Origin of the sequence: Acidovorax sp. A1169, from assembly GCF_030704685.1 — a bacterium.
Lineage (GTDB): Bacteria > Pseudomonadota > Gammaproteobacteria > Burkholderiales > Burkholderiaceae_C > Acidovorax.
This window is the reverse complement of sequence record NZ_JAUZDX010000001.1, coordinates 438,452-464,236: the sequence shown is the minus strand read 5'-3', so window position 1 is coordinate 464,236 and position 25,785 is coordinate 438,452. Positions and strand designations below refer to the sequence as shown.

The following is a 25,785-nucleotide window of genomic DNA, read 5'->3' as shown; positions in this document are numbered from 1 at the left end:
CATGCACCGCGCCATGGTGTACCGGAAGGTGACAGGATGCCCAGACCCACTGTCTACAGCAGCTCCCGCCCCGCCCGCCGCCCTGCCGGGGCCGCGGCCCCGAGCGATGCTGCGCCCTCGGAACCGGTAGCCCAGGCGGCGCCCGTCGCGGCGCCATCCCTCAGCCAGCCTGCCGGCAGGTCCCAGGCGGTCACGCTGTCGCGCCGCAACCTCTACGCCCTCTGGGGTGCCTTGCTGCTGCTGGCCGCACTGCTCGTCACCAGCGTGTGGCTGAACCAGCGCAGCGTGCCCCGCAAGCTCACCCAGGAAGACATCGACCAGGCGGTGCTGCGCACGCTGGAAACCACCACCCTGCCCTCGGCGGCGGCACGGGCCGTGGAGACCATCGCCCCCTCGGTGGTGCGCGTGGTGGGCTTCGGGCGCAGCAAGAACGGCAAGGACGAGGTCGAGCGCGGCGTGGGCACGGGCGTGGTGATCGTCGACAAGGGCGTCATCCTCACCAACCTGCATGTGGTGCAGGGGTCCGACCGCATCCAGCTGACCTTCCACGACGGGCTGCAGACCACGGCCACCATCACCGGCGTGCAGCCCGAAAACGACTTGGCCGTGCTCCAGGCCCACAAGGTGCCCGACGACCTGGAGGCGGCCTCCCTGCGTTCCACCAATGATTTGCGCCCCGGCGACCAGGTCGCCGTGGTGGGATTTCCCTTCGGCATCGGCCCATCGGCCTCGGCGGGCGTGATCTCGGGCCTGGGGCGCCAGTTCACCTCGCCCGAAGGCAAGCGCGAGCTGGGCAACCTGATCCAGTTCGACGCGGCGGCCAACCCCGGCAACTCGGGCGGCCCGCTGGTCACCATGGATGGCGAGGTGATCGGCATCGTCACCGCCATCCTGAACCCCACGCCGGCGCGCACCTTCATCGGCATCGGCTTTGCCGTGCCCATCGAGAACGCGGCCTCGGCCGTGGGCATGTCGCCCTTCTGACCCCCCCTTTCAATACGCACCCCATCCTCGCAAGGAGTCCCATGGAATCGACCCCGCAGCCGTTTGCATCGAATGCCGCCACCGCCACGCTGATGGAGCAGGTGCTCTACGAAGTCAAGCGCGTCGTGGTCGGTCAGGACCGCTTCCTGGAGCGGGTGATGGTGGCCATGCTGGCCCAGGGCCACCTGCTGGTCGAGGGCGTTCCGGGCCTGGCCAAGACGCTCACCGTGAAGACCCTGGCCAGCACCATCCAGGGCAGCTTCAAGCGCATCCAGTTCACGCCCGACCTGGTGCCCGCCGACCTGGTGGGCACGCGCATGTACAACCAGAAGACGGGCGAGTTCAGCACCTCGCTGGGCCCGGTGTTCACCCACCTGCTGCTGGCCGATGAAATCAACCGCGCCCCCGCCAAGGTACAGAGCGCGCTGCTCGAAGTGATGCAGGAGCGCCAGGTGACGATTGCCGGCGAAACGCACAAGGTGCCCTCTCCCTTTCTGGTGATGGCCACGCAGAACCCCATCGAGACCGAAGGCACCTACGCCCTGCCCGAAGCCCAGGTGGACCGCTTTATGATGAAGGTGCTGCTCGACTACCCCACCGAGGAAGAGGAATTCGTGATCGCCCAGCGCGCGCTCGCCGATCCCGTGCAGGTGCTGCCCGTGGCCACCACGGCCCAGTTGGCCACGCTGCAGGCCGAATGCCGCAGCGTGTATGTCGACCCCTCGCTGCTGCAATATGCCGTGAAGCTGGTGGCCGCCACGCGCGCACCGGCCCGACACGACCTCAAGGACCTGGCGCCCTTCATTGCCTGCGGCGCCAGCCCGCGCGCCACCATCTGCCTGGCCGAAGGCGCCCAGGCCCTGGCCATGCTGCGCGGGCGCAGCTACGTGCTGCCCGAAGACATGACGGACCTGGCGGCCGACGTGTTGCGCCACCGGCTGTCGCTGTCGTACGAGGCGCTGTCCGAGGGCCTGGACGCCGATGCGCTGATCACGCGCATCATGGCCAAGGTGCCCGCCCCTGCCAAGCCATTGCACCATGAGCAAAAAGCCGCCTGACACCCCAGCCACCGCCGCGCGCGCGCTGCCCACCCTGCCTGGCGAGGCCGACCGCCTGCTGCGGCAGTTGGAGTGGAGCGTCATCCGCCGCCTCGACGGGCTGCTGCAGGGCGACTACCGCACGCTGATGCGCGGGGCCGGCCTGGACCTCATGGACCTGCGCGAGTACCAGCCCCACGACGACGTGCGCCACATCGACTGGAATGTGACGGCGCGCCTGAACACCCCCCACGTGCGCGTGTTCACCGAAGACCGCGAGATGTCCGCCTGGTTCCTGCTGGACCTGAGCCCTTCGGTCAACTTCGGCCCCCAGGGCAACGCCAAGCGCGACATCCTCACCGGCTTCGTGGCCGTGCTCTCGCGCCTGCTCACGCGCCACGGCAACCGCGTGGGCGCCATGCTCTACGGCGCAGGGGGTGCCGACACACGCGCCGTGGACACCGTGCTGCCCCCGCGCAGCGGCCGCGCCCATGTGCTGCACCTGGTGCACCAGTTGCTCAAGCCCGCGCCCCAACTGCAATCGGGCAGCACCGAGCTGCACCTGCTTTTGCAGGGAGCTTTGGGCACCTTGCGCCGCCGCTCCACGGTGTTCGTGGTGTCCGACTTCATCAGCGCCCCCGGCTGGGAAAAGCCCCTGGCCCAGTTGGCCCGCCGGCATGACGTGGTGAGCGTGCGCCTGCTCGATCCGCTGGAGCTGGAGCTGCCCGATGTGGGCCTGGTCACGCTGCGCGACGCCGAAAGCGGCGAGCAGCTGCAGGTGGACACGCACGACAGCGGCTTTCGCCACCGCTTTGCCCGCCTGGCGGCCCAGCGCGAAGCCGTGCTGCGCGAGGGCCTGGCCAAGGCCGGCGCCGACACGCTGGAGCTGCGCACCGACGACGACCTGGTGGATGCACTGCTGCGCTTCATGGACCTGCGCCGGCACCGCGTGCGGCCGCCCACGCACCCCTCGTTCCAATGGACGGCCCCACGGGCCGCCGCCTGACAACCACAGGACACGCCACCATGGTCTTTCTCTGGCCCTCCCTGCTCTGGCTGCTGCTGGCCGTGCCGCTGCTGGTACTGCTGTACTGGTGGCTGCTGCACCGGCGCAAGAAAACCGCGCTGAGCTACTCCAGCCTGTCGCTGGTGCGCGAGGCCATGGGCCCGGCACAGCACCTGCGCAGGCACATTCCGCCGTTTCTCTTTCTGCTGGCGCTGGTGGCCCTGCTGCTGGCCGCAGCCCGGCCGCTGGCGGTGATCACCCTGCCCTCGCAGGACCAGACCATCATGCTGGCCATGGATGTCTCGGGCAGCATGCGCGCCACCGATGTGCAGCCCGACCGCATCACCGCCGCGCAGGACGCCGCCAAGGCCTTCATCGCCGAGCTGCCGCGCCATGTGCGCGTGGGCATCGTGGCCTTTGCCGGCAGCGCCCAGCTGGCCCAGTTGCCCACGCAAAGCCGCGAAGACCTGGTCAAGGCCATCGACAGCTTTCAGCTGCAGCGCGGCACGGCCACGGGCAACGGCATCATGCTCTCGCTGGCCACCATCTTCCCCGACGCCGGCATCGATATCTCGGCCTTGGGCGGGCGCCAGGCGATGAAACCGCGCCCGCTGGACGAGCTCAACAAGCAGGACGCCGCCAAGCCCTTCACGCCCGTCGCACCAGGCTCCTACAACTCGGCCGCCATCATCATGCTGACCGACGGGCAGCGCACCACGGGGGTGGACCCGCTGGAAGCCGCCAAGTGGGCTGCCGACCGGGGCGTTCGCGTGTACACCGTGGGCGTGGGCACGCTGCAGGGCGAAACCATCGGCTTCGAGGGCTGGTCGATGCGCGTGCGGCTGGACGAAGAGACCCTGAAGGCCGTGGCCACCCGCACCGCCGCCGAATACTTCCACGCCGCCACGGCAGCCGACCTCAAGAAGGTCTACGAGACCCTGAGCTCGCGCCTCACGGTGGAGAAAAAGGAAACCGAGATCTCGGCGCTGCTGGCGCTGGCCGGAGCCGTGCTGGCGCTGCTCGCAGCCAGCCTGTCGGTATGGTGGTACGGGCGGGTGATGTAGGAGGCTGGCCTGCCTCAAGTGGCTTTAAAGGCCTGGTACCGGCCTCGCCCCAGGCGCTTGGCCTCGCAGAGCTTAATTGGCATAGGCCCGCGCCAGAAGTTCCACCCAGCTCTCCTCGGCCTCGGTGCCAAAGGCCAGCCCCACGCGGGCACCCACCGAGTGCGGGAACAATCGCATCGAGCAAGCGCTCGGCCGGGGTGTCCAGCACCATCAGGGCGCGCTAGGCCTCAAGCCTGCGCGCTTCGTCGGAAGGGATGGATGCCGGAACCGTCATCTGCGGCCTCTCCTGGAGCGGACTTCGGCAATCTTAGAGTGTCCTGGCGCGGATGGAGACTTTTCGATCGCAGCGGCAAGGATGCCGTGCGCCGGCACTCACGGCAAGGCCCGGGGGAAATGCGCTATCCCAGCTTGCCCAGCACCAGGTGCACCACGCGGTCGCAGCGCGCGGCCAGCGACTCGTCGTGCGTGACCATCACGAAGGCCGTGCCCTGCTCGCGCGCCAGCTGCAGCATGAGCGCGAAGACGCCGTCCGCCGTATTGCGGTCCAGGTTGCCCGTGGGCTCGTCGGCCAGCACACAGGCCGGGCGCGTGACCAGGGCACGCGCAATCGCCACGCGCTGGCGCTCGCCGCCCGACAGCTCGGCCGGGCGGTGGTGCAGGCGCTCCTTGAGGCCCACCGACGTCAGCACGCGCGCTGCCTCCTCGCGGCATTGCTCCTGCGGCATGCGGCGGATGCGCAGCGGCATGGCCACGTTGTCCAGCGCGGTGAACTCGGGCAGCAGGTGGTGGAACTGGTAGATGAAGCCCAGGTGCTGGTTGCGCATCCGGCCCTGCTGCTCGGGCGACAGCGCCGAGAGCTGCTGCCCCTTGAGGCGCACGCTGCCGGCCGTGGGCGCATCCAGGCCGCCCAGCAGGTGCAGCATGGTGCTCTTGCCCGAGCCCGACGCACCGACGATGGCCAGGGTTTCGCCCGCATGCACCTGCAGGTCCACGCCGTGCAGCACGGTCACGTCCAGCCGGCCCTCGGTGAAGCGCTTGGTCAGGCCCTGGGCCTGCAGCACCACCTCGCCCCGGGCGGACGGTGCGGCGGGCAGGGATGCGGCGGATGGAGCGTTGTTCTTATTCATAGCGAAGCGCCTCGGCGGGGTTCACACGGCTGGCGCGCCAGCTGGGGTACAGGGTGGCCACGAAGGCCAGCACCAGGGAAATGACGGCGATAGGCACGATGTCCGAGCTTTGCGGCTCGCTGGGCATCTTGCTGATGAGGTAGATGTCCTTGGGCAAAAAGCTCGCGTTCAGCGCGTGCTCGATGACCGGCACGATGACGTCGATGTTGAAGGCGATGGCCAGGCCCAGGGCCAGGCCGGCCAGGGTGCCGATGACGCCCACCATGGCCCCCTGCACGACGAACACGCCCATGATGCTTTTCGGGCTGGCGCCCAGGGTGCGCAGGATGGCAATGTCGGCGCGCTTGTCGGTCACCGTCATCACCAGGGTGGAGACGAGGTTGAAGGCCGCCACCGCCACGATGAGCGTGAGGATGATGAACATCATGCGTTTTTCGAGCTGCACGGCGGCGAACCAGGTGCGGTTCTGCTGCGTCCAGTCGCGAATCACCAGCCCGCCGGTCACGGTGCCCGCCAGCTCGGCCGCCACGGCGCGTGCCTGGTGCACGTCCTTGAGCTTCAGGCGGATGCCCGTGGGGGATTCGAGGCGGAAGATGCGCTGCGCGTCCTCGTGGTGCAGCAGCACCAGGGCCGAGTCGTATTCGTAGTGGCCCGAATCGAAGGTGCCGGCCACCGTCATCTGCTTGAGGCGCGGCACCACCCCGGCCGGGGTGACCTGGCCAGCGGGCGCGATCAGCGTCACCATGTCCCCGGCACGCACACCCAGCGAACGCGCCAGCTCACCGCCCAGTACCACGCGAAACTCACCGGGCACCAGGAGCTTGAGCGTCTTCTCGTTGCCTGCGGCCAGGTCGGTCACCGAGCTTTCGAGCGCCGGGTCGATGCCGCGCACCAGTGCGCCGCGCATGTCCTGGCCGCGCGAGAGCAGCGCCTGGGCCGAGACGAAGGGCGCGGCCCCGGTCACGTTCGGATTGCGCCGGACCTCGGCCAGGGTGGCAGCCACGTCCGGCAGCGGCGCACCCTGGGGTGCCAGGATCTCGATGTGCGAGACCACGCTGAGCATGCGGTCGCGCACCTCGCGCTGAAAGCCGTTCATCACCGACAGCACGATGATCAGCGCCGCCACGCCCAGGGCGATGCCCAGCATGGACACGCCCGAGATGAACGAGATGAAGCCATCGCGCCGCGTGGCACGGCCCGCGCGGGTGTAGCGCCAGCCCAGGGCCAGTTCGTAGGGGATTTGCATAGCTAGTTCAGGCCGCGCTCATTCATAGCGCAGCGCTTCTGCGGGGTTCACGCGGCTGGCGCGCCAGCTCGGGTACAGGGTGGCCACGAAGGCCAGCGCCAGCGAGATCAGGGCGATGGGCACGATGTCGGTGCCCTGCGGTTCGCTGGGCATGCGGTCGATCAGGTAGATGTCCTTGGGCAGGAAGGTGGCACCCAGCGCCTTCTCGATGGCCGGCACGATCACGTCGATGTTGTAGGCAATGGAGAGGCCCAGCGCCAGGCCGGCCAGGGTGCCGATCACGCCCACCATGGCGCCCTGCACCACGAAGACGGTCATGATGCTTTTCGGGCTGGCCCCCAGCGTGCGCAGGATGGCGATGTCGGCGCGCTTGTCGTTGACCGTCATCACCAGGGTGGAGACGAGGTTGAAGGCCGCCACGGCGACGATCAGCGCCAGGATGATGAACATCATGCGTTTTTGCAGGCGCACCGCCTCGAACCAGGTACGGTTCTGCTGCGTCCAGTCGCGCAGCAGCAGATCGCCGCTGAGCGTGTGCGCCAACTCGATGGCCACGGCATTGGCCTGCTGCAGGTCCTGCAGCTTCAGGCCAATGCCCGTGGGGCCGCGCAGGCCGAAGATGGCCAGGGCATCGTCCTGGTGCATCCAGACCAGGGTTGAGTCGTACTGGAAATGGCCCGAATCCACCGTGCCCGCCACCGTGAGCGGCTGGTAGCGCGGGCCGCCCTGGCTGCTGCTGCCGCCCTGGGCCACCGGCACCACCATGGTCACCGCATCGCCAGCCTTCACGCCCAGCGATTTGGCCAGCTCGCTGCCCAGCACCACGCGGAACTGCCCGGGCACCAGGGTGGCAAGCACCTCGGCGTTGGCCTGGGCCAGCGAGGTCACGCTGCCTTCGAGCGCGGGATCGATGCCGCGCACCAGCGCCCCCTTCATGTCGTCGCCATGCGCGATCAGCGCTTGGGCCGCCACGAACGGGGCGGCGCCAGTGACGGCCGGGTTCTTGCGGGTTTCGGCCATGGTGCGTGCCGCGTCCTGCATGGCGGCGCCCTGGGGCGCAAAGACCTCGATGTGGGCGACCACGCCCAGCATGCGCTCGCGCACCTCCTTCTGAAAGCCGTTCATGACGCTGAGCACCACGATCAGCGCCGCCACGCCCAGGGCGATGCCCAGCATGGACGCGCCGGAGATGAAGGAAATGAAGCCGTTGCGCCGCGTGGCCCGGCCCGAGCGGGTGTAGCGCAGGCCCAGGGCCAGTTCGTAGGGAAGTTGCATGGATGGGAAAAAAGTGCCTGGACCCTGATGGGATAGCAGAGCCCGGCGGGAGCGATTGTGGCATCCCGGACAATAGAGGGATGTCGGACATCCCCCATTTGCTCATCCCCTACGCTGCCAGCGCCTCCGAGGGGTGCCGGCAAACGCTGGCAACGCTCGACCTGCCGCACCTGGATCGCCTGCTGGCGCGCCTCGCGGCCGATCCTGCTGGCTCCAGTACCGCCGAGGAGACCAGTTTCTCTGCCCCCCATGAGCGCGCCCTGGCCCAGGCCCTGGGCCTGCCCGCCGGGGACGGGCTTACGCCCTGGGCCGCCTGGTACCGCCTGCAGCAAGGCCAGCCTGCGGACGGCAAGGCCTGGGCCTTCGTGGCCCCCTGCCAGTGGCAGGTGACGACCGACCACATCACGCTGCGCGACCCCGAGGCCCTGGGCCTCACCGAAGCATCCTCGCGCGCCCTGCTGGCCATCGTCTCGCCCTGGTTCGCCGAGGACGGCATCCACCTGCACTACGACCAGCCCACCCGCTGGCTTGCCGAAGGCCCCCTGTTCGCCCACCTGGCCACCGCCTCGCTCGACCGCGTATTGCTGCGCGACGTGCGCGCCTGGATGCCCGATGCCGCCAAAGCCCGCACGCTGCACCGCCTGAACAGCGAGATGCAGATGCTGCTGTACACCCATGCCTTCAACGATGCGCGGGCCGAAAGCGGCCTGCCCATGGTCAACTCCTTCTGGGTGCACGGCGCAGGCGCCTTGCCGACCACGGCGCCCGCACCCGCGCCCCAGATGCCCCTGGCACTGCGCGACGCCGCGCTGCGTGAGGACTGGCGTGCCTGGGCGGCCGCCTGGAGCGCGCTGGATGCGGGCCCGCTGGCCGACCTGCTGCGCCAGGCCGAGCAAGGCGCCGCCGTGCGCCTGACCCTGTGCGGCGAACGCGCTGCGCTGGCCTTCCACACCGCCCCACGCGGCCTGCTGCAGCGCATAAAGGCCCACTTCCAGCCCACCCGTTTTTCCCAGGTGGCGCCCCAGCTATGAAAATCACGGCAAGAGACATTCCCCCGCGCGCGGCCTGGGCGCTGGAGCAGGCCGGCGTGCACCCGCTGCTGGCCCGCCTGTATGCCGCGCGTGGCGTGCGTGACAAGGAGGAGCTGGACGACGGCCTGGCCCGCCTGCTGCCACCCGCAGGGCTCAAGGGCATAGAGCAGGCCGCCACCTTGCTGGCCGATGCCATGGCGCAGGACCTGCGCCTGTGCATCGTGGCCGACTACGACTGTGACGGTGCCACGGCCTGCGCCGTGGCCGTGCGCGGCCTGCGCCTGCTGGGCGCAAAGCATGTGGACTACCTGGTACCCGACCGTGTGACCGACGGCTATGGCCTGACCCCACCGATCGCCCGCCGCGTGAAGGAGCGCGGCGCCGATGTGCTGATCACCGTGGACAACGGCATCGCCAGCGTCGAGGGCGTGGCCGAGGCCAAGGCCCAGGGCCTTCTGGTCCTCGTGACCGACCACCACCTGCCCGGCCCCGAGCTGCCCGCAGCCGACGCCATGGTCAACCCCAACCAGCCGGGCTGCACGTTCGAGAGCAAGTCCCTGGCCGGCGTGGGCGTGATGTTCTACGTGCTCATGGCATTGCGCTCCGAACTGCGCGCGCGCGGCGTGTTCAACACCGCCAGCCAGCCCAAGCTGGACCCGCTGCTCACGCTGGTGGCCCTGGGCACCGTGGCCGACGTGGTGCGCCTGGACGCCAACAATCGCCGCCTGGTGGCCCAGGGCCTGCGGCGCATCCGCGCGGGCGCCATGCCGGCCGGCGTGGCGGCGCTGTTCACGGCTGCCGGCCGCAAGGCGGCCGTGGCCACCACCTTCGACTTCGGTTTTGCGCTGGGGCCGCGCATCAACGCCGCCGGCCGCCTGGCGGACATGACGCTGGGCATCGAGTGTCTGCTCACCGACGACGCTGGCCGCGCCAGCCACCTGGCCGGCCAGCTGGACACCATCAACCGCGAGCGCCGCGAGATCGAAGGCGGCATGCGCGAGCAGGCCATGCTGATGGCCGAGAACCTGTTCGACGAGAGCGAAGACCCGCCGCCCGCCATCAGCGTCTTCGACCCCGATTTCCACGAGGGCGTGGTGGGCATCGTCGCTTCGCGCATCAAGGACAAGCTGCACCGCCCGACCTTCGTCTTCGCAGCCAGCAGCGCGCCAGGCAAGGAGCACGAGCTCAAGGGCTCGGGCCGCTCCATTCCCGGGTTTCACCTGCGCGATGCGCTGGACCTGGTGGCCAAGCGCCACCCCGGCGTGCTGCTCAAGTTCGGCGGCCACGCCATGGCGGCCGGCTGCACCGTGGCTGCAGAGGCCTTCGATACCTTCGAGCAGGCCCTGGCCCAGGTGGCGCAGGAATGGCTGGATGCCTCAACGCTCACGCGCCGCATCGAGACCGATGGCCCGCTGGCGCCCGAATACTGCAGCGCCGACGTGGTGGACACCCTGCACCGCGAGGTCTGGGGCCAGGGCTTTGCGCCGCCCACCTTCAGCGAAGAGGTCGTGGTGCTGAGCCAGCGGCTGGTGGGCGAGGGCAAGAACCACCTGTCCATCAAGCTCATGCACCAGGGCAACCCCGTCGACGCCATCTGGTTCGGCCACACCGACCAACTGCCCGCCCGCGTGCTGCTGGCGTTTCGCCTGGATGTGAACGAGTGGCGCGGCGAGCGCAAGGTGCAGTTTCTCGTGGAAGGCGCAGAAATCTAGCGCGGCGAGCTGCTCATACGGATTTGCATTCAATCGTATAGCTAGTGTCCCGAGTTGGAAATTCGTTGAATCAATCTACCGACAATCCCCGCCATGCGTCGTTGCAAATGCTCGCCATGCTCCCAGCATGGCTGTGCTTTGCGCCTAGCCTGACAGGGATTTCGGCTGATTGCTTTATTCAACGACTTCCAACCCGGGACACTAGGCGGGAAGCCGCAGACAGTGCTGTAGCACGGCAAGGCGGACCAACGACGTTAGACGGTTGAAGGCAAATCCGTATCACGCCTGCACGGGCCCCTTACCGCGCTGGCGCACCACCGTGACCTGCTCGCCGCCCACGCCCCAGTTGTCGGGGTCGATCTCATCGATGATGACGGTCACGGTCTCAGGCTTCTTGTCCAGCACCTCCTGCATGAGGCGCGTGACGCCGGCAATCAGCGCGGCCTTCTGGGCGGAGGTGGTGGGAATGTCGCGGTTGGCCAGGCGGATGTTGATCAGGGGCATGGGAAGGCTTTCTTTCCGTCGGTAAGTTGCAGTCTCAGGAATGGCAAAGGCAGCCTGCGCTGCCTTCGTGGATTGTCTGCGGGAGCGCTGCCCCGTTGCAACGCCTGCGGTCAGAAGCTTTCCCAGTCGTCGTCCCCGCCCTTGGCCGTGGCGCGGGGGGCTGGCGCCGGTGCGGGCCCTGCAGCAGCGGGCTTGTGGGCAGCCGTCGCCTTCTTGGGCACGGATGAGGTCAGGCGCGCAGGTGCGGGCGTATGTGCAGGTGCAGCGGCCCGTGCGGCGGGCTTGCCGGCAAGGGCCGTGCGCGCCGGTGCCGGCACGGCCCGGCTGGCGGCCGGCGCGGGGCGTGGTGCGGCGGCCGCACGCGGCGGCGCGGCGGGCGCGCGCACAGCCACGGCGCCTACGTTGAACATGGACACCACCTCGGCCAGCTTCTGCGCCTGGTCGCGCATCGACGCCGCTGCCGCCGTGGACTCCTCCACCAGCGCCGCGTTCTGCTGCGTCATCTGATCGAGGTGCGTCACCGCCTGGTTGACCTGTGCAATGCCATCGCGCTGCTCGGTGGACGAGGCCGTGATCTCTCCGATCAGGTCGCTCACCCGGCGCACGCTCGATACGATCTCTTCCATGCTCTGCCCGGCCTGCGCCACCTGGGCCGAGCCGGATTCGACGTTCTCCACGCTGGCGCTGATCAGGGCCTTGATCTCCTTGGCCGCCTCGGCGCTGCGGCCCGCCAGGCTGCGCACTTCGCTGGCCACCACGGCAAAGCCACGGCCCTGCTCGCCTGCGCGTGCCGCTTCGACAGCCGCATTCAGGGCCAGGATGTTGGTCTGGAAGGCGATGCCGTCGATGGTGCCGATGATGTCGGCGATCTTGCGCGAGCTGTCGGTGATCTGCTGCATGCTGCTGACCACCTGGCCCACCACTTCACCACCGCGCGCTGCGGCCTGGGCAGCCGTGCCGGCCAGTTGATTCGCCTGGCGCGCCGTGTCGGCCGATTGCGACACCGTGGCCGTCAGCTGTTCCATGCTGGCCGCCGTTTCTTCGAGGTTGGACGCCGTCTGCTCGGTGCGCGCCGACAGGTCGTGGTTGCCGTTGGCAATTTCCACCGAGGCCGAGGACACCGAGTCCACGCCCGAGCGCACCTCGCTCACCACGGAACGCAGGCGGGTGGACATTGTGGACAGGGCCCGGGTCAGCACCCCCAACTCATCCTTGCGGTCGTCCTGGATGTCCTGCGTCAGATCCCCGGCAGAAATGGCCTCGGCCAGGGTCACCGCCCGGTCGAGCGGCCGCGTGATGGAGCGCACCAGCAAGGCCGCCATCAGCATGCCCAGCACCACCACCACGGCGGCACTGGCCGCGCCGATCACCACGAGCTTGTCGCGTGTGGCGCGCGCCGCCTGCACGGCCTGGTCGCGCTGGCGCTCCTGGGCCGCCACGAACTTGTCGATCGACTCCAGGTAGGCCACCGCCTTCGGGCGATAGACGCTGGCCAGGTACTCCTGCTTGGCGGCCGCATCGCCCGCATCGGTCAACGCCTTGAGCTTGTCGGTCTGGCCGCGGATGTCGGCGCGCGTGGCGGCCACGTGGGCCAGGGCCGCCTTGTCGTCGGCCGACACCGAGGATTTGCCGATCTTTTCCTGCACCGGCGTAATGCGGGCAGTGAGGGCCGCCACGCGCGTGTCGAAATCGGCCTTGAGCGCCGCGTCCGTGGTCACGAAGCCGGCCATCGACATGGTGACGGCCACCTCGGCCAGCCCCCGCCAGCTGACTGCCGTGGTGATGGCGGACTCGTATTTCTCGACGGCCTTCTCGGTCTCGGCGGTCACCTGCCGCCCATACCACTGCGTAAAGATGGCGGCCACCAGCATCAGCGCCAGCAGGCCCAGGATCACGCTCCACATCTTGTGGGCCACGCGCAGGTTGTTGAAATTCATGGTTGATCCTTACGCTCTGCCGGGACAGGCAACTGCCCCCGGCTCTGTGAGTTCTTGCTTTAGGAAAACCGTCAAACCAGCGATAGCTGCCAGGACAGCAAGCGGGCACCGGGAGGTGCCTTGGCCTGCTTGTAACCAGTGTTGCTGGAATCAGCACGCCGCGTTATCGGTACAAGCCCTAAAATGATCCCGTGACCACCCTGCTCAACGCCGACCTGCATTGCCATTCCGTAGTATCCGACGGAACCATGACCCCTGAAGACCTGGCTGCCCGTGCCAAGGCCAACGGGGTCGAGCTGTGGGCGCTGACAGACCATGACGAAATCGGCGGCCAGCACCGGGCCGCAGTTGCGGCCAGCGCACAGGGCATGGCCTACCTCACGGGCGTGGAGATCTCGGTAACCTTTGCCGACACCACCGTCCACATCGTAGGCCTGGGCTTCGATCCCGACAACACCCAACTGGCCGCCGGCCTGGCTGCCACCCGCGGCGGACGGGGCGAACGCGCCCAGGACATGGCGCAGCAACTGGCCCGGGTCGGCATCGAGGGTGCCTACGAGGGTGCGCTGCAGTTCGTGGGCAACCCAGCACTGATCTCGCGCACGCATTTCGCGCGCTTTCTCGTCGAGACAGGGGTCTGCCGGGACACCTCTGAGGTGTTTCGCCGCTTTCTCACCGAGGGCAAACCCGGCTATGTGCCACACCGCTGGGCCAGCCTGGGCGATGCCGTGCGCTGGATCACCGAGGCCGGGGGCGTGGCGGTGATTGCCCACCCGGCACGCTACAAGTTCAGTGCGAACGAAGAATACGCGCTGTTCTCGGAATTCAAGGCCCATGGCGGGCGCGGCGTGGAGGTGGTGACCGGCAGCCACAGCCCGCCGGAGTACGTGACCTACGCCGCGATGGCCCAGGAGTTCGGCCTGGCCGCGTCGCGCGGCAGCGATTTCCACAGCCCGGACGAGTCGCACACCGACTTGGGCACGCTGCCCCCGCTGCCCGGCACGCTGACCCCCGTCTGGGAACTGCTGGCAGACCGCATCCGCCCGGCAGCTGCCGCCTGACCTGACTGCATCTTCCCCATGGCCCAGTATTTCGAAGTCCACCCCGACAACCCCCAGCCCCGGCTGCTCAAGCAGGCGGCAACACTGCTGCAAAAGGGCGGCATCGTCGCCGTACCCACCGATTCGAGCTATGCGCTGGTGTGCCACCTCGATGACAAGGATGCGGTAGACCGGCTTCGCCGCATCCGCCAGGTGGACGACAAGCACCACCTGACCCTGCTGTGCCGCGACCTCTCGGAACTGGCCAACTACGCGCGCGTGGACAACCGGCAGTACCGCCTGCTCAAGCTGGGCACGCCCGGGCCCTACACCTTCATCCTCGAAGCCACCAAGGAAGTGCCGCGCCGCGTCAGCCATCCGTCGCGCAAGACCATCGGCCTGCGAGTGCCCGAAAGCAAGGTAATGCAGTTGCTGCTGGAGCAGCATGGCGCCCCGCTGCTGGCCACCACGCTGATCCCCGCCGGCGAGACCGAACCCCTGAACGACCCGGAAGAAATCCGCGAGCGCTACGAAAAGCTGGTGGATGCCATCGTGGATGCCGGGGCCTGCCCCCGCGAGCCCACCACGGTGGTGGACCTGACGCCCATGGGCACCGGCGGTGACCCCGAGGTGGTGCGCGAAGGCCGCGGCAGCCTGCAGGCACTGGGCCTGTAAGCCCAGCTCACCCGCTCAATCCAGCTTGAACGCGCCCACGGCGCGCTGCAGGTCTTGTGCGCGCGACGACAGGGCCGAGGCGGCACTGGCCGCCTGCTGAACCAGGGCCGCGTTCTGCTGCGTGGCGCTGTCCATCTGCGCCACGGCGCCGTTCACGTGCTCGATGCCCGAGCTTTGGGCATGCAGCGCACCCGAGATCTCGCTCAGCAGCGTGCTGACCTGGCCGACAGCGCCCACGATCTCTTCCATGGTCTTGCCGGCGCGGCCCACGTGGCCGGCACCGCTCTCGACCTGGTCCACCGACTGGCTGATCAGGGTCTTGATCTCGCGGGCCGCCACGGCACTGCGCTGGGCGAGGCTGCGCACCTCGCTGGCCACCACGGCAAAACCGCGGCCCTGCTCACCGGCGCGGGCAGCTTCCACGGCGGCATTGAGCGCCAGGATGTTGGTCTGGAAGGCAATGCCTTCAATCACCTGGATGATGTCCACGATCTTGCGCGAGCTGCCGCTGATGGCCTGCATGGTCTGCACCACGTCACCCACCACGGCACCACCGCGCTCGGCGATCTGCGAGGCGTTCACGGCCAGGCTGCTGGCCGAGCGGGCGCGCTCGGCGTTCTGGCGCACGGTGGTAGTCAACTCGGCCATGCTGCCGGCCGTGTCGGCCAGGGAGCTGACCTGGTCGTCGGTGCGGCGCGCCAGGTCGGCATTGCCCGAATCGATGTCCGCCGCCGCCTCGGTGATCGAGTCCGTGGACTGCTTGATGCCCGAGACCAGCTCGGTCAGCGTGTCCTCCATGGTGCCCAGCGCCGTGAGCAGGCGGCCGAAGTCGCCTTCGAGTTCCGACGAGAACTCCTGGCTCAGGTCGCCCGATGCCACGGTCTCGGCAATCAGGATGGCCTGGTTCAGAGGATGCACGATGCCGCCGCGCAGCAGCACGAAGGACACCAGCGAGACCACGAACACGCCAGCGCCCAGCAGCAGCACCCACAGGCGTGCGCTTTCCAGGTGGTCATGGCCGGCCCGGATGGCCTGCTCCAGCGGCGCACGCTGCTCTGCGGTGAGCCCCGTGGCGGCCCCCACCGCAGCGCGGTAGGCGTCATCGGCCTGGCCGATGCCCGAACTGGCCACCGCCATCAGTACCGCCACCAGCAAGGCAATGGTGCCAAACGCCAGAATGAGGCGCGTTCCAATCTTCAAACGATCCAGGCCCATGGGATGCATCTCCGATATCAATGTTGTATGTATGTATATATACGGCGACCGTTGCACTCAATGTAGCGCGGGCAGGGCCTGCGCCCAGTCTGCCACGCCTGTATCCATTTGAAACGGCCATGGCATGGTAACAATCCCGCCAGGAACCTGCTTGGAGGAGCGGATGTCGCGCGTCTGAGACAATTGGGCCGGTGGACATCTCCAATCTCATCCAAACCGTTCTGATCTACGCCTTGCCGGTGCTCTTCGCGATCACCGTGCACGAGGCAGCCCATGGCTATGCGGCGCGCCACTTTGGCGACAACACCGCGTACATGATGGGCCGAATCACCCTCAACCCCCTCAAGCACATCGACCCCATCGGCACCATCCTGATGCCGCTGGTGCTGTACTTTGCGACCTCGGGGGCTTTCCTTTTTGGCTATGCCAAGCCGGTGCCGGTGAATTTCGGCAACCTGCGCAACCCCAAGCGGCACATGGTCTGGGTGGCACTGGCAGGACCGGCATCCAACTTCGTTCAGGCCGTTTTCTGGGGCCTGGTCCTGGTGGGCCTGATCGGTGCTGGAGTGCAGGAGCGCTTTTTCATCGAGATGGCGCGCGCCGGCATGCTGGTCAATCTCGTGATGTGGGCGTTCAACCTGTTTCCGTTGCCCCCGCTTGATGGCGGCCGCATCCTCGTTGGCCTGCTCCCCTGGAAGGCGGCCCACATGGTCTCGCGCATCGAGCCTTTCGGCTTCTTCATCGTGATGGGCCTGGTAGTGGCCGGCGTAGTGGGCACGATCTGGCTGCGCCCGCTGATGACCCTGGGCTACGCTGCCATCAACCTGCTGCTCACGCCCTTGATGGCACTGCTGCGCTGAGCGCCTTGTCCGTCCCTCTTTTTCGCTGAATCCGTTCCCCCCATGAGCACCACGCGCTTTCTCACCGGCATCACCACCACGGGCACGCCCCACCTGGGCAACTTCGTGGGCTCCATCCGCCCCTCGGTGGCGGCCAGCCTCACGCCCGGCGTGCAGAGCTTCTACTTTCTGGCCGACTACCACGCACTGATCAAGTGCGAGGACCCGGTGCGCATCCAGCGCTCCACGCTGGAGATCGCCGCCAGCTGGCTGGCGGCGGGGCTGAACCCCGAGCAGGTCACGTTCTACCGCCAGTCCGACATCCCCGAGATTCCTGAGCTCACCTGGCTGTTGACCTGCGTGACCGGCAAGGGCGTGCTCAACCGCGCCCACGCCTACAAGGCCAGCGTGGACAAGAACACGGCTGCCGAGCGCGATGCCGACGACGGCGTAACCGCCGGCCTGTTCATGTACCCCGTGCTCATGGGCGCCGACATCCTGATGTTCAAGGCGCACAAGGTGCCCGTGGGCCGCGACCAGATCCAGCACATCGAGATGGCGCGCGACATGGCCGCCAGCTTCAACCACCTGTATGGCGAGCACTTCGTGCTGCCCGAGGCCGCGATCGACGAGCATGTGGCCACCCTGCCCGGCCTGGACGGCCGCAAGATGAGCAAGAGCTACGACAACACCATCCCGCTGTTCAGCTCGCGCGAGCAGCTCAAGAAGCTCATCGGCGGCATCCTGACCGACTCGCGCGCGCCTGGCGAGCCCAAGGAAGTCGAGGGCTCGGCTCTGTTCCAGATCTACCAGGCCTTTGCCACCGAGGCCGAGACGGCCGCGCTGCGCCAGCAGTACGCCGACGGCATTGCCTGGGGCGATGCCAAGCAGGTGCTGCTCGAGCGCGTGGACCAGGTGATCGCCCCCATGCGCGCGCAGTACGAAGAGCTGATCAACAACCCCGCCCGCATTGAGCAGACGCTGCTGGCCGGTGCCGAGCGCGCCCGAGCGCTGGCCACGCCCTTCATCCGCGAGCTGCGCTCGGCCGTGGGCCTGCGCAGCCTGGTGCAGGCCGCCACGGCCACCAAAGCGGCCAAGACAGCCAAGGTGGCCCTGCCCTCGTTCAAGCAGTACCGCGAGGCCGATGGCAAGTTCTACTTCAAGCTCGTGGCCGCCGACGGCCGCCTGCTGCTGCAGAGCACAGGCTTTGACGCCCCCAAGGAGGCCGGCCAAGCCATCGGCCAACTGCAAAAGGGTGGCGATGCCCTGCAGGCGCTGGCACCCCGGCTGGCGCCAGTGGACGGAGTAGAACCGGCCGACGTGACGGCGGCGCTGCAGGCACTGGCGGATGCAGCCGCTGCCAGCTGATACAGCCGCGCCCCTTCAATCCCTGTAGCGCACGCGCGCCCACAGGGTCGGCCGGGTAACGCCATTGAGCGGCGCCTGCGCCGTGGCGATGAACGACCAGCGCCGGTCCGCCGAATCCATCGAATGCACCAGCACCAGGTCCCAGCCCGGCCTGCGCGCAATGCCGTTGGCCTCGTCGGCAAAACGCGAGCCCCTGTAGACCAGCGAGCCTGCCGACAGGTCGCGCCCGCCATGCTTCCAGACGCTGGCCAACGCCAGCGTGTGCCTGGCAAACCCCGGCAGCGCGTTGCCGCCGAACTGGCGGCCCAGGTTGCGCGACTGCGCCCAGGTGTAGCTGCCCAGCACACTCCAGCGCAGTGCCAGCACCCGGTTGAGTGCCACGCCGGCCTGGTGCAGCCGGCCCTGGCTGAACACCGGGTTCTCGTTGTAGGGATCGACCACGGTCTGCCCGGTCTGGATCTGCGCACCCAGGCTGCCCACACGGTCCAGGTTCACCAGCCCCCGGGGCGGCAGCACCAGGCTGCCGTTGGCGAAGGTGGGGTTGACGATGTCCTGGCTGGACAGGGTGGCGAAACCGAAGCTGCGCTCGTCGAACTCCCAGTCCAGCTGCGCCGCGCGCTTGCGCCCGAAGCTGCCGGGCAACTGGTAGTGGTGGTCGATGGCGATGGCTCCCAGCGCGACGGGCGAGAGCGTGTGCGCACTGGGTGAGCGCACATTCTCGATGTAGGCCAGGTGCAGCGCCCGGCCCGGCCCCATGCGGTAGGACATGCCCAACCGGGGCAAGGGGTGGCGCGCATGGCCACCGTTCTCGGTAGCAGGGTCCGCCAGGTCCTCGTCGGTCAGCGAATCGTAGAAGCGCTCGCCGTAGCGCACCGCCAGGCGCGGCCAGTAGGCTTCTGCGTGCCAGGTCCAGGGACCATCGCGCCACTCGCCAGCCAGCCAGGGCATCCGAAAGCGCGCCTGCGTGCGCTGGGTGGAGGTGACCACCGGATCGGACAGGCCCGAGTCCGATGCTCCGCGGGTGCCCTCCCAGCCCAGGCTCAGGCGACGGGGGCCCCACTGCACGGTGTGGCGCAGCAGCACGCCGTCGTCCGAATCGGTGATGCGTGAATCCTGCGGGCCGTAGGTGGCGTCGTCGAGCACCAGGCCCTGGCCAAAGCGTGCGCGGTGCAGCTTGAGCCAGGTCTGCGCATCGGGCGACCAGCGCCAGGAGCCGCCCAGGTCGGTGCGCTCCGAGCGCTGGCGCGCCAGGCCATTGAAGGTGATGCCGTTGCCGAAATCGCGCCCTTGCGGAAAACTGTAGCGCAGCCGGTCCTCGGTGTGCAGAAGGAACAGGCCCAGGCTCTCCGTGGGGCGCATGCCCAGCGCCAAATCGAAGCCCGGCGACGACAGGCGGTAGCTGGGCGCGCCGCCGTTGTTCGGCCACATCTGCACGCCGTTGGTGCGCACCTGCCAAGCCAGGGGCACCGGTGCGGCGGCAAAGCCGTGGTGGCCTACATCGGCGGCCAGTTTGTCCTGCACCGGGCCGCGCTCGGCGCTGGCGATCCAGAGCCACTCGCCCCCCTGCGTGAGCATCAGCGGGGCCTGCTTCTCGCTGGCGCCGAAGGCCGTCGGGTCGCTCAGGTAGCCCTGGTAGCGCTCGGAATTGCGGCTGAAATCGCTCTCGTAGCGGTTGGCCAGAAAGAAGTGGCTGCCCGCCCACAGCGGGTAGTACGAGGCACTGGCATAGGCCCGCGCCCAGTGCTCCATGCCGAAATCGCCCAGTGCCTTGCCCAGGTTGGCCGAGCCCTGGCTGTCGCTGGTGAGCGGGTCGAGCGACTTAAGGTACGGCAGGCGGGTGAGCGCCTCGCGCGCGGCGGCAATGGCCTGCACCGGCTCCCCCTGGTCGTTGCGCAGCACAGACTCGATCTGCCAGGGCAGCGGGTCATTGGGGTCGGCCACGCGGGCGCGCGCCAGCGCGTCGAGCGCAGCGGTGCGCTCGCCCAGCTGGTATTCGGCCACCGCCAGCCAGACCTGGGCGCGGGCATAGCGCGGCTCGATCACCAGGGCCTTGAGCAACTGCGTGCGGGCGGCGGCAGGGTCGCCCTGCTGCAGCGCCAGCAGGCCCGCACCGGCCAGGCTCACGTAATCGTCGCCGGCCTGGGCCAGGGCCGCGTTGAAACCACTTTGCGCATCGGCCAGGCTCAGCGCCTCGGCCGCCGCGGTGGCCTGCTCGCCTTGGTAGGTGGCGTTCACGGGCGCCAGTGCCACGGCGCGCTCCAATGCCTGGCGCGCGCCGCGCAGGTCGCCGCGCTCGCGCAGCGCCCGGCCCAGGCCCCACTGGGCTGCGGCCTGGTCGGTGGCCGGCTCCTGGCGCGCCTGGCCCCCCGCCACGGCGCGCCGGTAGAGGGCGATGGCCTCCTCGCCCCGCCCTTCCAGGCGATGCCAATCGGCATCGGCCAGCAGCAGCGCCGTGGCTTCCGGTGCCTGGGCGCGCGCGGCGTCGAGCCAGGTCCGCGCCTGTGCGCCCTGCTCCAGCGCCATCAGCAGCTCGGCCCGGCGCGCAGCCGTGCGCGGGTCCCGAGTGCGCTGCCAGGCGGCGGCCAGGCGCTGCTGGGCGGCGTCCATGCGGTCGTCGAAGACTTCGAGGTCGGCCAGCAGCAGCTCGGTCACAGCTCCGCCCTGCCCGCTGGCAGACAACGCCAGCAGCCGCTCCCGCGCGCGCGGCCACTGGCCCGAACGCAGGTCGTCGCGGATGGAGGACAACGGGGGCGCCACCTCGGGGCCCTGCAGCTCGGCCCAGCGCGCGGCATCCACCGGGTTGGCCATGACCCACTGCACGCGGTCACGCGGGCGCACCAGCACGCGCTTGACCGGTGCCTTGCCAGGCTCCGCAGTGCCCTGTTCCGACGGGCCCAGCTCCACCCGGCCGAAATCATTGGACAGGTCGACCTGGCCCGAGAGCACGGTGAGCGTCGTGCGGCCCGCCGCATCTACCTCCACGTCCCAGTCGGTGCCGCGCACCACGGCCAGGGCTGCCGGGGTCTGCAGCTGCAGCGAGGCCGGGGTTTTCTTGGTGCGCGCCCACAGCCGCCCGGCGGCCAGCTCCAGCAGGGTGCGCTCCGGCTGCGACTCGCACAGACGCAGCTGGGCGTTGGCGGACATGCGGATCTGCGTGCGATCGGCCAGCAGCAGCGCGGCCGACGACAACTCCAGCGTGCGCACGCCCGCACCCGCGCCCAGTTGCTGGGCCAGCGCGGCGGGCGACCAGGGGCCCTGGCCTGCCGGCCGGGTCTGGCCCTGCCCGGCCAGGGCCACGACCTGCGCAGCCACGGCGTCTGGGGCGACGGACACCCCCGCACACTGGGCCCAGGCACCGGGAAGGCACAAGGCGCACGCTCCCAGGGCAACCGGGGTCGTGATCCACAAGCGTGTCGACGGCATAGCGGGCCTTTCAGGGCTATTTTTCCAGCGCGTGTGCAAACGCGTCAGCACCGGCCGCAGCGGGTCCCTGGGCATCGGCCAGGCCCTGCACGTGCGCCTGCAGCCGGTCGGCCTGGGCGGCCCACAGCGGTGCCAGGTGTACGGCCCGTTCTCGCCACTCGGCACAGCACGCCAGCGCCTCGCCCCAGCGGCCCGCACGCACATGGGCCTGCAAAGCCAGGCTGGTGGCCACGAGCGGCGCGTCCTCGCACGGGGTGTAGACATCGATGCCGCTGCTGCGGCCGGCCAGCACCACGGCGTCGAGCCAGAGCAGGGGCAGTGCCTGCGCCCCGTTCTGCGGCAGGGCGCTGCGCGTGGCTTCGGACAGCAGGATGCCGGTGCCGAAGGCCTTGTTGGCGCCCTCCAGCCGGGCGGCGGTGTTCACCGCGTCGCCCACGGCGGTGTAGGTGAAGCGGCCTTCGGAGCCCAGGTGGCCCACGGCCGCCTCGCCCGTGTGCAGGCCGATGCGCAGCTGCAGGTCGGCAAAGGGGCTTCCTGCCCACTGGCTGCGCAAGGCGTTCATTTGCACCTGCATCTCCTGCGCGCAGGCCAGGGCGCGTGCCGCGTGCTGCGGCTCGGCCAAAGGGGCATTCCAGAAGGCCATCACGGCATCGCCGATGAACTTGTCGAGCGTGCCTCCATGGCGGTGCACGGCATGGGTCATGCGCGTGAAGTAGGCGTTGAGCGCACGCGCCACCGCCTCGGGCGGCAGGTGCTCGCTGGCCGAGGTGAAGCCCGCCAGGTCCGAGAACAGCAGCGTGAGCACGCGCCGCTCGCCGCTGATGGCCGGTGCCGCCCCACTGGCGATCAGCGCGCTGACCACCGCCGGCGGCACGTAGCGCCCGAAGTCCAGCCGCAGGCGCTCGCGCTGGCGCCGCTCACGCCAGTAGCTGTCGGTCGCGCCCACGTTGAAGTGCAGCACCAGCGCCAGCAGCGTGGGCAACGTGGGCCACCACACACCCTGCAGGTAGGCCCACAGCCCGCCGATCAGGGCCAGCAGCGCCAACGCCACGCTCAGCCACACGGCCAGCCAGGCGCGCCAGCGCCGCGTGAGCGCCGCCACCAGGGCAATGGCCGCTGCCGCCTGCAGCAGCGGGCCCGCTGGGTGCGCGGGCACGATCCAGTCCCCGGTCAGGCCGTTGATGAGTGCCGTGGCATGCAGCAGCACGCCCGACTGTGTACCGTGCCCCAAGGTGCGCAGCGGCGTGGTGAACTGATCCACCCCGCCCACCGGCGTGTTCTGGCCCAGCAGCAGCAGCCGGCCCTGCAGCGCGCCAGGCGCCAGCTGCCGCGCCGGGTCCAGCGCCTGGGTGTAGTGCACGTAGGGCAATGCCACCTCGGGGGCGTAGTAGCGCAGCATTGCGCCGGGTGGCGGTAGCACGGTGGTGCGGCCCGCAGCCTGTGCGAGCACACGCCACAGGGCATCGCTGTGCCCGGGTGCGCTGCGCTGCACGCCGTCATCGTCGGGGTGCATGCCCACGTCGCCGTGGCGCGCCTGGTCGAAGACGGACATCACCTTCTGCTGGTACTGCGCCACCTGCCCGCTCTGCACGGCCACCTGGGCGCTGGCAAGCACCACCGGCATGCGCCCCTGCAGGGATCGGCCCAGGGCCGCGTCGTCTTCGGGTGTCTGGGCGGTGGACAGCAGCAGGTCGATGCCGAGCCCCGCTGCGCCGGACTCGGAAAGCGCGTCGACCAATTGCGCATGCAGCCGCCGTGGCAGCGGAGGAGCGGCCTGCAGGGCCGCGAGGCTGGGTTCGTCGATGCCGATGACCACCACACCGGCATCGGGCCGCACGGGGGCCGTCAGGCTGCTGAAGAGATCGTATTCCAGGCGCTGCAGCGGCTGCCATAGCGGCAGCAGGTGCAGCACGGCCAGGAGTCCGAGCGGCACGAGCAGGCGCAGCGCCCACTGGCGCCCCGCATCCCCTGACACCGCCGACCGGATCCAGGCCATACAACTCCCATCATATGTAACGCACTGTATCCCAGGGCGCGACTGCAGCAAAGCCTGCTGTCTATCCGCCCACACTGGCTTAGACTGGCCCGACGCCTACCGGAGATTTCCATGAAGACCTTGATTGCATCCGCTGCCCTGCTGGCTCTGCTCGCGGGCTGCGAATCGGCCACCACCCGCCCGCCCTCGGGCCCCATGGCCTCGGGCGGGGACCGCACCTTCAGCGTGCCGGTGTATGGCACCGACGCCTCGCCGGCCTACAACGCCGCCACCCGGGAATGCCAGAAGCTGGCCTTGTTCCCCAAGCTGCTGCGCAACGAGGGCTCGCGCCTCGTCTTCGAGTGCGTGAGCGACAACCCCAATCGCTGAGCCCAATGGCCAGGCGCCGAACTGCCGCCGTCTCTGCCGTGCTCGCGCTGGCTGCAGGCCTGCCTGCGCTGGCCCAGATGCGCCAAGACCGGCAACACCCCGTGTGGACCAACAGCCTGGGCATGCCGTTCGTGCAGGTGCCCGCGGGCAGCTTCGTGATGGGCGGCACCGAGGCAGCCGATGTGCTCGCACAGGCCTACCCGCAACTGGAGCCCAAGCGTTTTGCCGAGCTGACCGATGAAGGCCCGGCGCACCGGGTGGTCATCGGCAAGGCCTTCTACCTGGGGCAGCACGAAGTCACGGTAGGCCAGTTCCGGCGCTTCCTCGCAGCGTCGGGCTACCAGCCCGAATCGGAAGTCGACGGCACCGGCGGATATGGCTACAACGCTCTGTACGACCCGGCCACCACGCGGCGCGGCGATGCCTTCGAGGGGCGCGACCCGCGCTATTCATGGCGCAACCCGGGGTTCGCGCAGGGCGACGAACACCCCGTGGTCAACGTCACCTGGAACGACGCCCAGGCCCTGGCACAGTGGCTCAGCCGCACCGAAGGCCACCGATACCGCCTGCCGACCGAGGCCGAGTGGGAATACGCCTGCCGCGCCGGCACGCGCACCCGCTACCCGCACGGCGACGACCCGGAGGGCCTGCTGAAAAACGCCAACACCTTCGACCAGGACGCCGCCCCCTACTGGCTGCGCTGGCAGCAGCATGCGCTGCGCGGCAGCGACGGCCACGCCTTCACCGCCCCGGTGGGCAGCTACGCGCCCAATGCCTGGGGGCTGCAGGACATGCTGGGCAATGCCTGGGAGTGGGTGGCCGACTGGCATGGGGACAGCTACTACGCCGAATCACCGGCCGTGGACCCCGGGGGCCCGGCAGAGGGCAGCGTGCGCGTGCGCCGCGGGGGATCCTGGCACACCTGGTCTTTCTACGCACGCTGCGGCTACCGCAACTGGAACAGCCCGCAGACCCGCTACACCCTGGTGGGCATGCGGCTGCTGCGCGAAATCGCGCCCTCCGCAGCCGCCAGGCCCGGCCCGCGCCCGGCAGCCACGCGCCGCCTGTCATCGCCCGTGGCACGGTGAACAACTGTCAAACCTGGCGATCCCCAAGATGGGGCATGGAATGGACCGCCGCACATCGCGAATAATGCACAGTTAATCTTGAATGGAACGAACCATGCGCATAGCGGCGTTAGACGACGATGCGCTTCAGCTGGATCTGATCAAACAGGCCACCGAAGCGATGGGGCATGTGTGCCATACCCACCTGACCGGTGCCGCGCTGATGCGCGAGATGCGCCGCGAAACCTTTGACCTCTTGATCGTGGACTGGCACCTGCCCGACACCACCGGCCCCGAGGTGGTGCGCTGGGTGCGCGAGAACGTGGGCAAGCAGTTGCCCATCCTGTTCGTGACCAACCGGCAGGAAGAGCGCGACATCGTCGAGGGCCTGGGCAGCGGGGCGGACGACTTCATGGTCAAACCCGTGCGCATTGGCGAGCTCAATGCGCGTGTGGCCGCGCTGTTGCGCCGAGCCTACCCGCAGAGCACCGGTGGCGCGCTCGATTTCGGGCGCTACAAGTTCTTCCCGGAATCGCGCTCGCTGGAGATCAACGGCACGCCTGCCGAACTCAAGAACCGCGAATACGACCTGGCCCTGTTCCTGTTCCAGAACATGGGCCGCCTGCTCTCGCGCGACCACCTCAAGGAGGTGATCTGGGGCCAGGGTTCGGACGTGCTGTCACGCTCGCTCGACACCCATGTCTCGCGCCTGCGCACCCAGCTGGACCTGCGCCCCGCCAACGGCTACTTCATCACCGCCGTGTATGGTGTGGGCTACCGGTTCGAAGCGGTCGAGCCTGGCCGCTAGCCTGCGCCTGGCATCCCATTGCGCAATGGAAACAACGTTTCTGAATGAAGCTTTGCCGCCCC

Annotated in this window: 21 protein-coding genes; 13 read left to right on the top strand and 8 right to left on the bottom strand. The window is 69.0% G+C overall.

From position 1 onward, the window contains the following. Positions 1–36: 36 nt before the first annotated feature. From QYL93_RS02135 to QYL93_RS02120, 4 genes are read left to right on the top strand one after another with little or no spacing between them, the layout of a single operon-like run. A complete protein-coding gene (locus QYL93_RS02135; protein WP_305742100.1) occupies positions 37–984 on the top strand; it encodes a S1C family serine protease in 948 nt (315 codons plus the stop codon). Between the two features lie 41 nt (positions 985–1,025). Next, positions 1,026–2,042 (top strand): MoxR family ATPase, encoded by a 1,017-nt coding sequence (locus QYL93_RS02130; protein WP_305742099.1) that lies wholly within the window; start codon positions 1,026–1,028, stop codon positions 2,040–2,042. Continuing rightward, entirely contained in the window at positions 2,023–3,027 is a 1,005-nt protein-coding gene (locus QYL93_RS02125) for a DUF58 domain-containing protein (protein ID WP_305742098.1), read from the top strand. Before QYL93_RS02130 ends, QYL93_RS02125 begins: the two co-directional genes overlap by 20 nt. A 20-nt stretch (positions 3,028–3,047) precedes the next feature. Beyond that, the gene (locus tag QYL93_RS02120) at positions 3,048–4,091 is read left to right on the top strand and encodes a VWA domain-containing protein (RefSeq protein WP_057202530.1); all 1,044 of its coding nucleotides are present in this window, start codon (positions 3,048–3,050) and stop codon (positions 4,089–4,091) included. 398 nt (positions 4,092–4,489) lie between these two features. Here the strand turns inward: QYL93_RS02120 and lolD are convergent, their stop codons facing one another. From lolD to QYL93_RS02105, 3 genes are read right to left on the bottom strand one after another with little or no spacing between them, the layout of a single operon-like run. Beyond that, positions 4,490–5,218, bottom strand: coding sequence for a lipoprotein-releasing ABC transporter ATP-binding protein LolD (gene lolD, locus QYL93_RS02115; RefSeq protein ID WP_305742097.1), 729 nt, complete (start codon positions 5,216–5,218; stop codon positions 4,490–4,492). Next, positions 5,211–6,464, bottom strand: a complete 1,254-nt coding sequence (locus QYL93_RS02110; RefSeq protein WP_305742096.1) for a lipoprotein-releasing ABC transporter permease subunit — start codon at positions 6,462–6,464, stop codon at positions 5,211–5,213. The genes lolD and QYL93_RS02110 overlap by 8 nt, the downstream gene beginning before the upstream one ends. Positions 6,465–6,482: 18 nt before the next feature. Beyond that, the gene (locus tag QYL93_RS02105) at positions 6,483–7,739 is read right to left on the bottom strand and encodes a lipoprotein-releasing ABC transporter permease subunit (RefSeq protein WP_305742095.1); all 1,257 of its coding nucleotides are present in this window, start codon (positions 7,737–7,739) and stop codon (positions 6,483–6,485) included. Between the two features lie 80 nt (positions 7,740–7,819). Between QYL93_RS02105 and QYL93_RS02100 the strand changes: the two genes are divergently transcribed. Beyond that, on the top strand, positions 7,820–8,770 hold the full coding sequence (locus tag QYL93_RS02100) for a phosphoglycerate mutase (protein WP_305742094.1): 951 nt from the start codon (positions 7,820–7,822) through the stop codon (positions 8,768–8,770). After that, complete coding sequence (gene recJ / locus QYL93_RS02095; RefSeq protein ID WP_305742093.1) at positions 8,767–10,482, top strand: single-stranded-DNA-specific exonuclease RecJ; 1,716 nt, start codon at positions 8,767–8,769, stop codon at positions 10,480–10,482. The genes QYL93_RS02100 and recJ overlap by 4 nt, the downstream gene beginning before the upstream one ends. Positions 10,483–10,761: 279 nt before the next feature. Here the strand turns inward: recJ and QYL93_RS02090 are convergent, their stop codons facing one another. Beyond that, positions 10,762–10,986 carry a 4-oxalocrotonate tautomerase family protein gene (locus QYL93_RS02090; protein ID WP_057268337.1) on the bottom strand — a complete coding sequence of 75 codons (225 nt, stop codon included), beginning with the start codon at positions 10,984–10,986 and terminating at the stop codon, positions 10,762–10,764. 110 nt (positions 10,987–11,096) lie between these two features. Next, positions 11,097–12,923 carry a methyl-accepting chemotaxis protein gene (locus QYL93_RS02085; protein WP_305742092.1) on the bottom strand — a complete coding sequence of 609 codons (1,827 nt, stop codon included), beginning with the start codon at positions 12,921–12,923 and terminating at the stop codon, positions 11,097–11,099. A 191-nt stretch (positions 12,924–13,114) separates the two neighbouring features. On the opposite strand from QYL93_RS02085, the gene QYL93_RS02080 reads away from it, so the two are divergent. Together QYL93_RS02080 and QYL93_RS02075 are read left to right on the top strand one after the other, a co-directional pair. Then, positions 13,115–13,984 (top strand): 3',5'-nucleoside bisphosphate phosphatase, encoded by an 870-nt coding sequence (locus tag QYL93_RS02080; RefSeq protein WP_305742091.1) that lies wholly within the window; start codon positions 13,115–13,117, stop codon positions 13,982–13,984. Between the two features lie 18 nt (positions 13,985–14,002). Further along, positions 14,003–14,638 carry an L-threonylcarbamoyladenylate synthase gene (locus QYL93_RS02075; RefSeq protein WP_305742090.1) on the top strand — a complete coding sequence of 212 codons (636 nt, stop codon included), beginning with the start codon at positions 14,003–14,005 and terminating at the stop codon, positions 14,636–14,638. Between the two features lie 15 nt (positions 14,639–14,653). Here QYL93_RS02075 and QYL93_RS02070 read toward each other — a convergent pair whose 3' ends face one another. After that, positions 14,654–15,853, bottom strand: a complete 1,200-nt coding sequence (locus tag QYL93_RS02070; protein WP_305742089.1) for a methyl-accepting chemotaxis protein — start codon at positions 15,851–15,853, stop codon at positions 14,654–14,656. Positions 15,854–16,044: 191 nt separating this feature from the next. Between QYL93_RS02070 and QYL93_RS02065 the strand changes: the two genes are divergently transcribed. After that, positions 16,045–16,713 (top strand): site-2 protease family protein, encoded by a 669-nt coding sequence (locus QYL93_RS02065; RefSeq protein ID WP_057268334.1) that lies wholly within the window; start codon positions 16,045–16,047, stop codon positions 16,711–16,713. Positions 16,714–16,755: 42 nt separating this feature from the next. Next, the gene (locus QYL93_RS02060) at positions 16,756–18,060 is read left to right on the top strand and encodes a tryptophan--tRNA ligase (RefSeq protein ID WP_305742088.1); all 1,305 of its coding nucleotides are present in this window, start codon (positions 16,756–16,758) and stop codon (positions 18,058–18,060) included. Between the two features lie 15 nt (positions 18,061–18,075). Here QYL93_RS02060 and QYL93_RS02055 read toward each other — a convergent pair whose 3' ends face one another. Together QYL93_RS02055 and QYL93_RS02050 are read right to left on the bottom strand one after the other, a co-directional pair. After that, positions 18,076–21,393, bottom strand: a complete 3,318-nt coding sequence (locus QYL93_RS02055) for a FecR domain-containing protein (RefSeq protein ID WP_305742087.1) — start codon at positions 21,391–21,393, stop codon at positions 18,076–18,078. 106 nt (positions 21,394–21,499) lie between these two features. Further along, positions 21,500–23,479 (bottom strand): adenylate/guanylate cyclase domain-containing protein, encoded by a 1,980-nt coding sequence (locus tag QYL93_RS02050; protein WP_305742086.1) that lies wholly within the window; start codon positions 23,477–23,479, stop codon positions 21,500–21,502. 111 nt (positions 23,480–23,590) lie between these two features. On the opposite strand from QYL93_RS02050, the gene QYL93_RS02045 reads away from it, so the two are divergent. The 3 genes from QYL93_RS02045 to QYL93_RS02035 all read left to right on the top strand — a co-directional run bounded on the left by QYL93_RS02045 (position 23,591) and on the right by QYL93_RS02035 (position 25,723). Then, the gene (locus QYL93_RS02045) at positions 23,591–23,848 is read left to right on the top strand and encodes a hypothetical protein (RefSeq protein WP_305742085.1); all 258 of its coding nucleotides are present in this window, start codon (positions 23,591–23,593) and stop codon (positions 23,846–23,848) included. Positions 23,849–23,853: 5 nt separating this feature from the next. Beyond that, positions 23,854–24,936 carry a formylglycine-generating enzyme family protein gene (locus QYL93_RS02040; protein ID WP_370876925.1) on the top strand — a complete coding sequence of 361 codons (1,083 nt, stop codon included), beginning with the start codon at positions 23,854–23,856 and terminating at the stop codon, positions 24,934–24,936. A 94-nt stretch (positions 24,937–25,030) separates the two neighbouring features. Beyond that, the gene (locus tag QYL93_RS02035) at positions 25,031–25,723 is read left to right on the top strand and encodes a response regulator transcription factor (RefSeq protein WP_305742084.1); all 693 of its coding nucleotides are present in this window, start codon (positions 25,031–25,033) and stop codon (positions 25,721–25,723) included. Positions 25,724–25,785 lie beyond the last annotated feature (62 nt).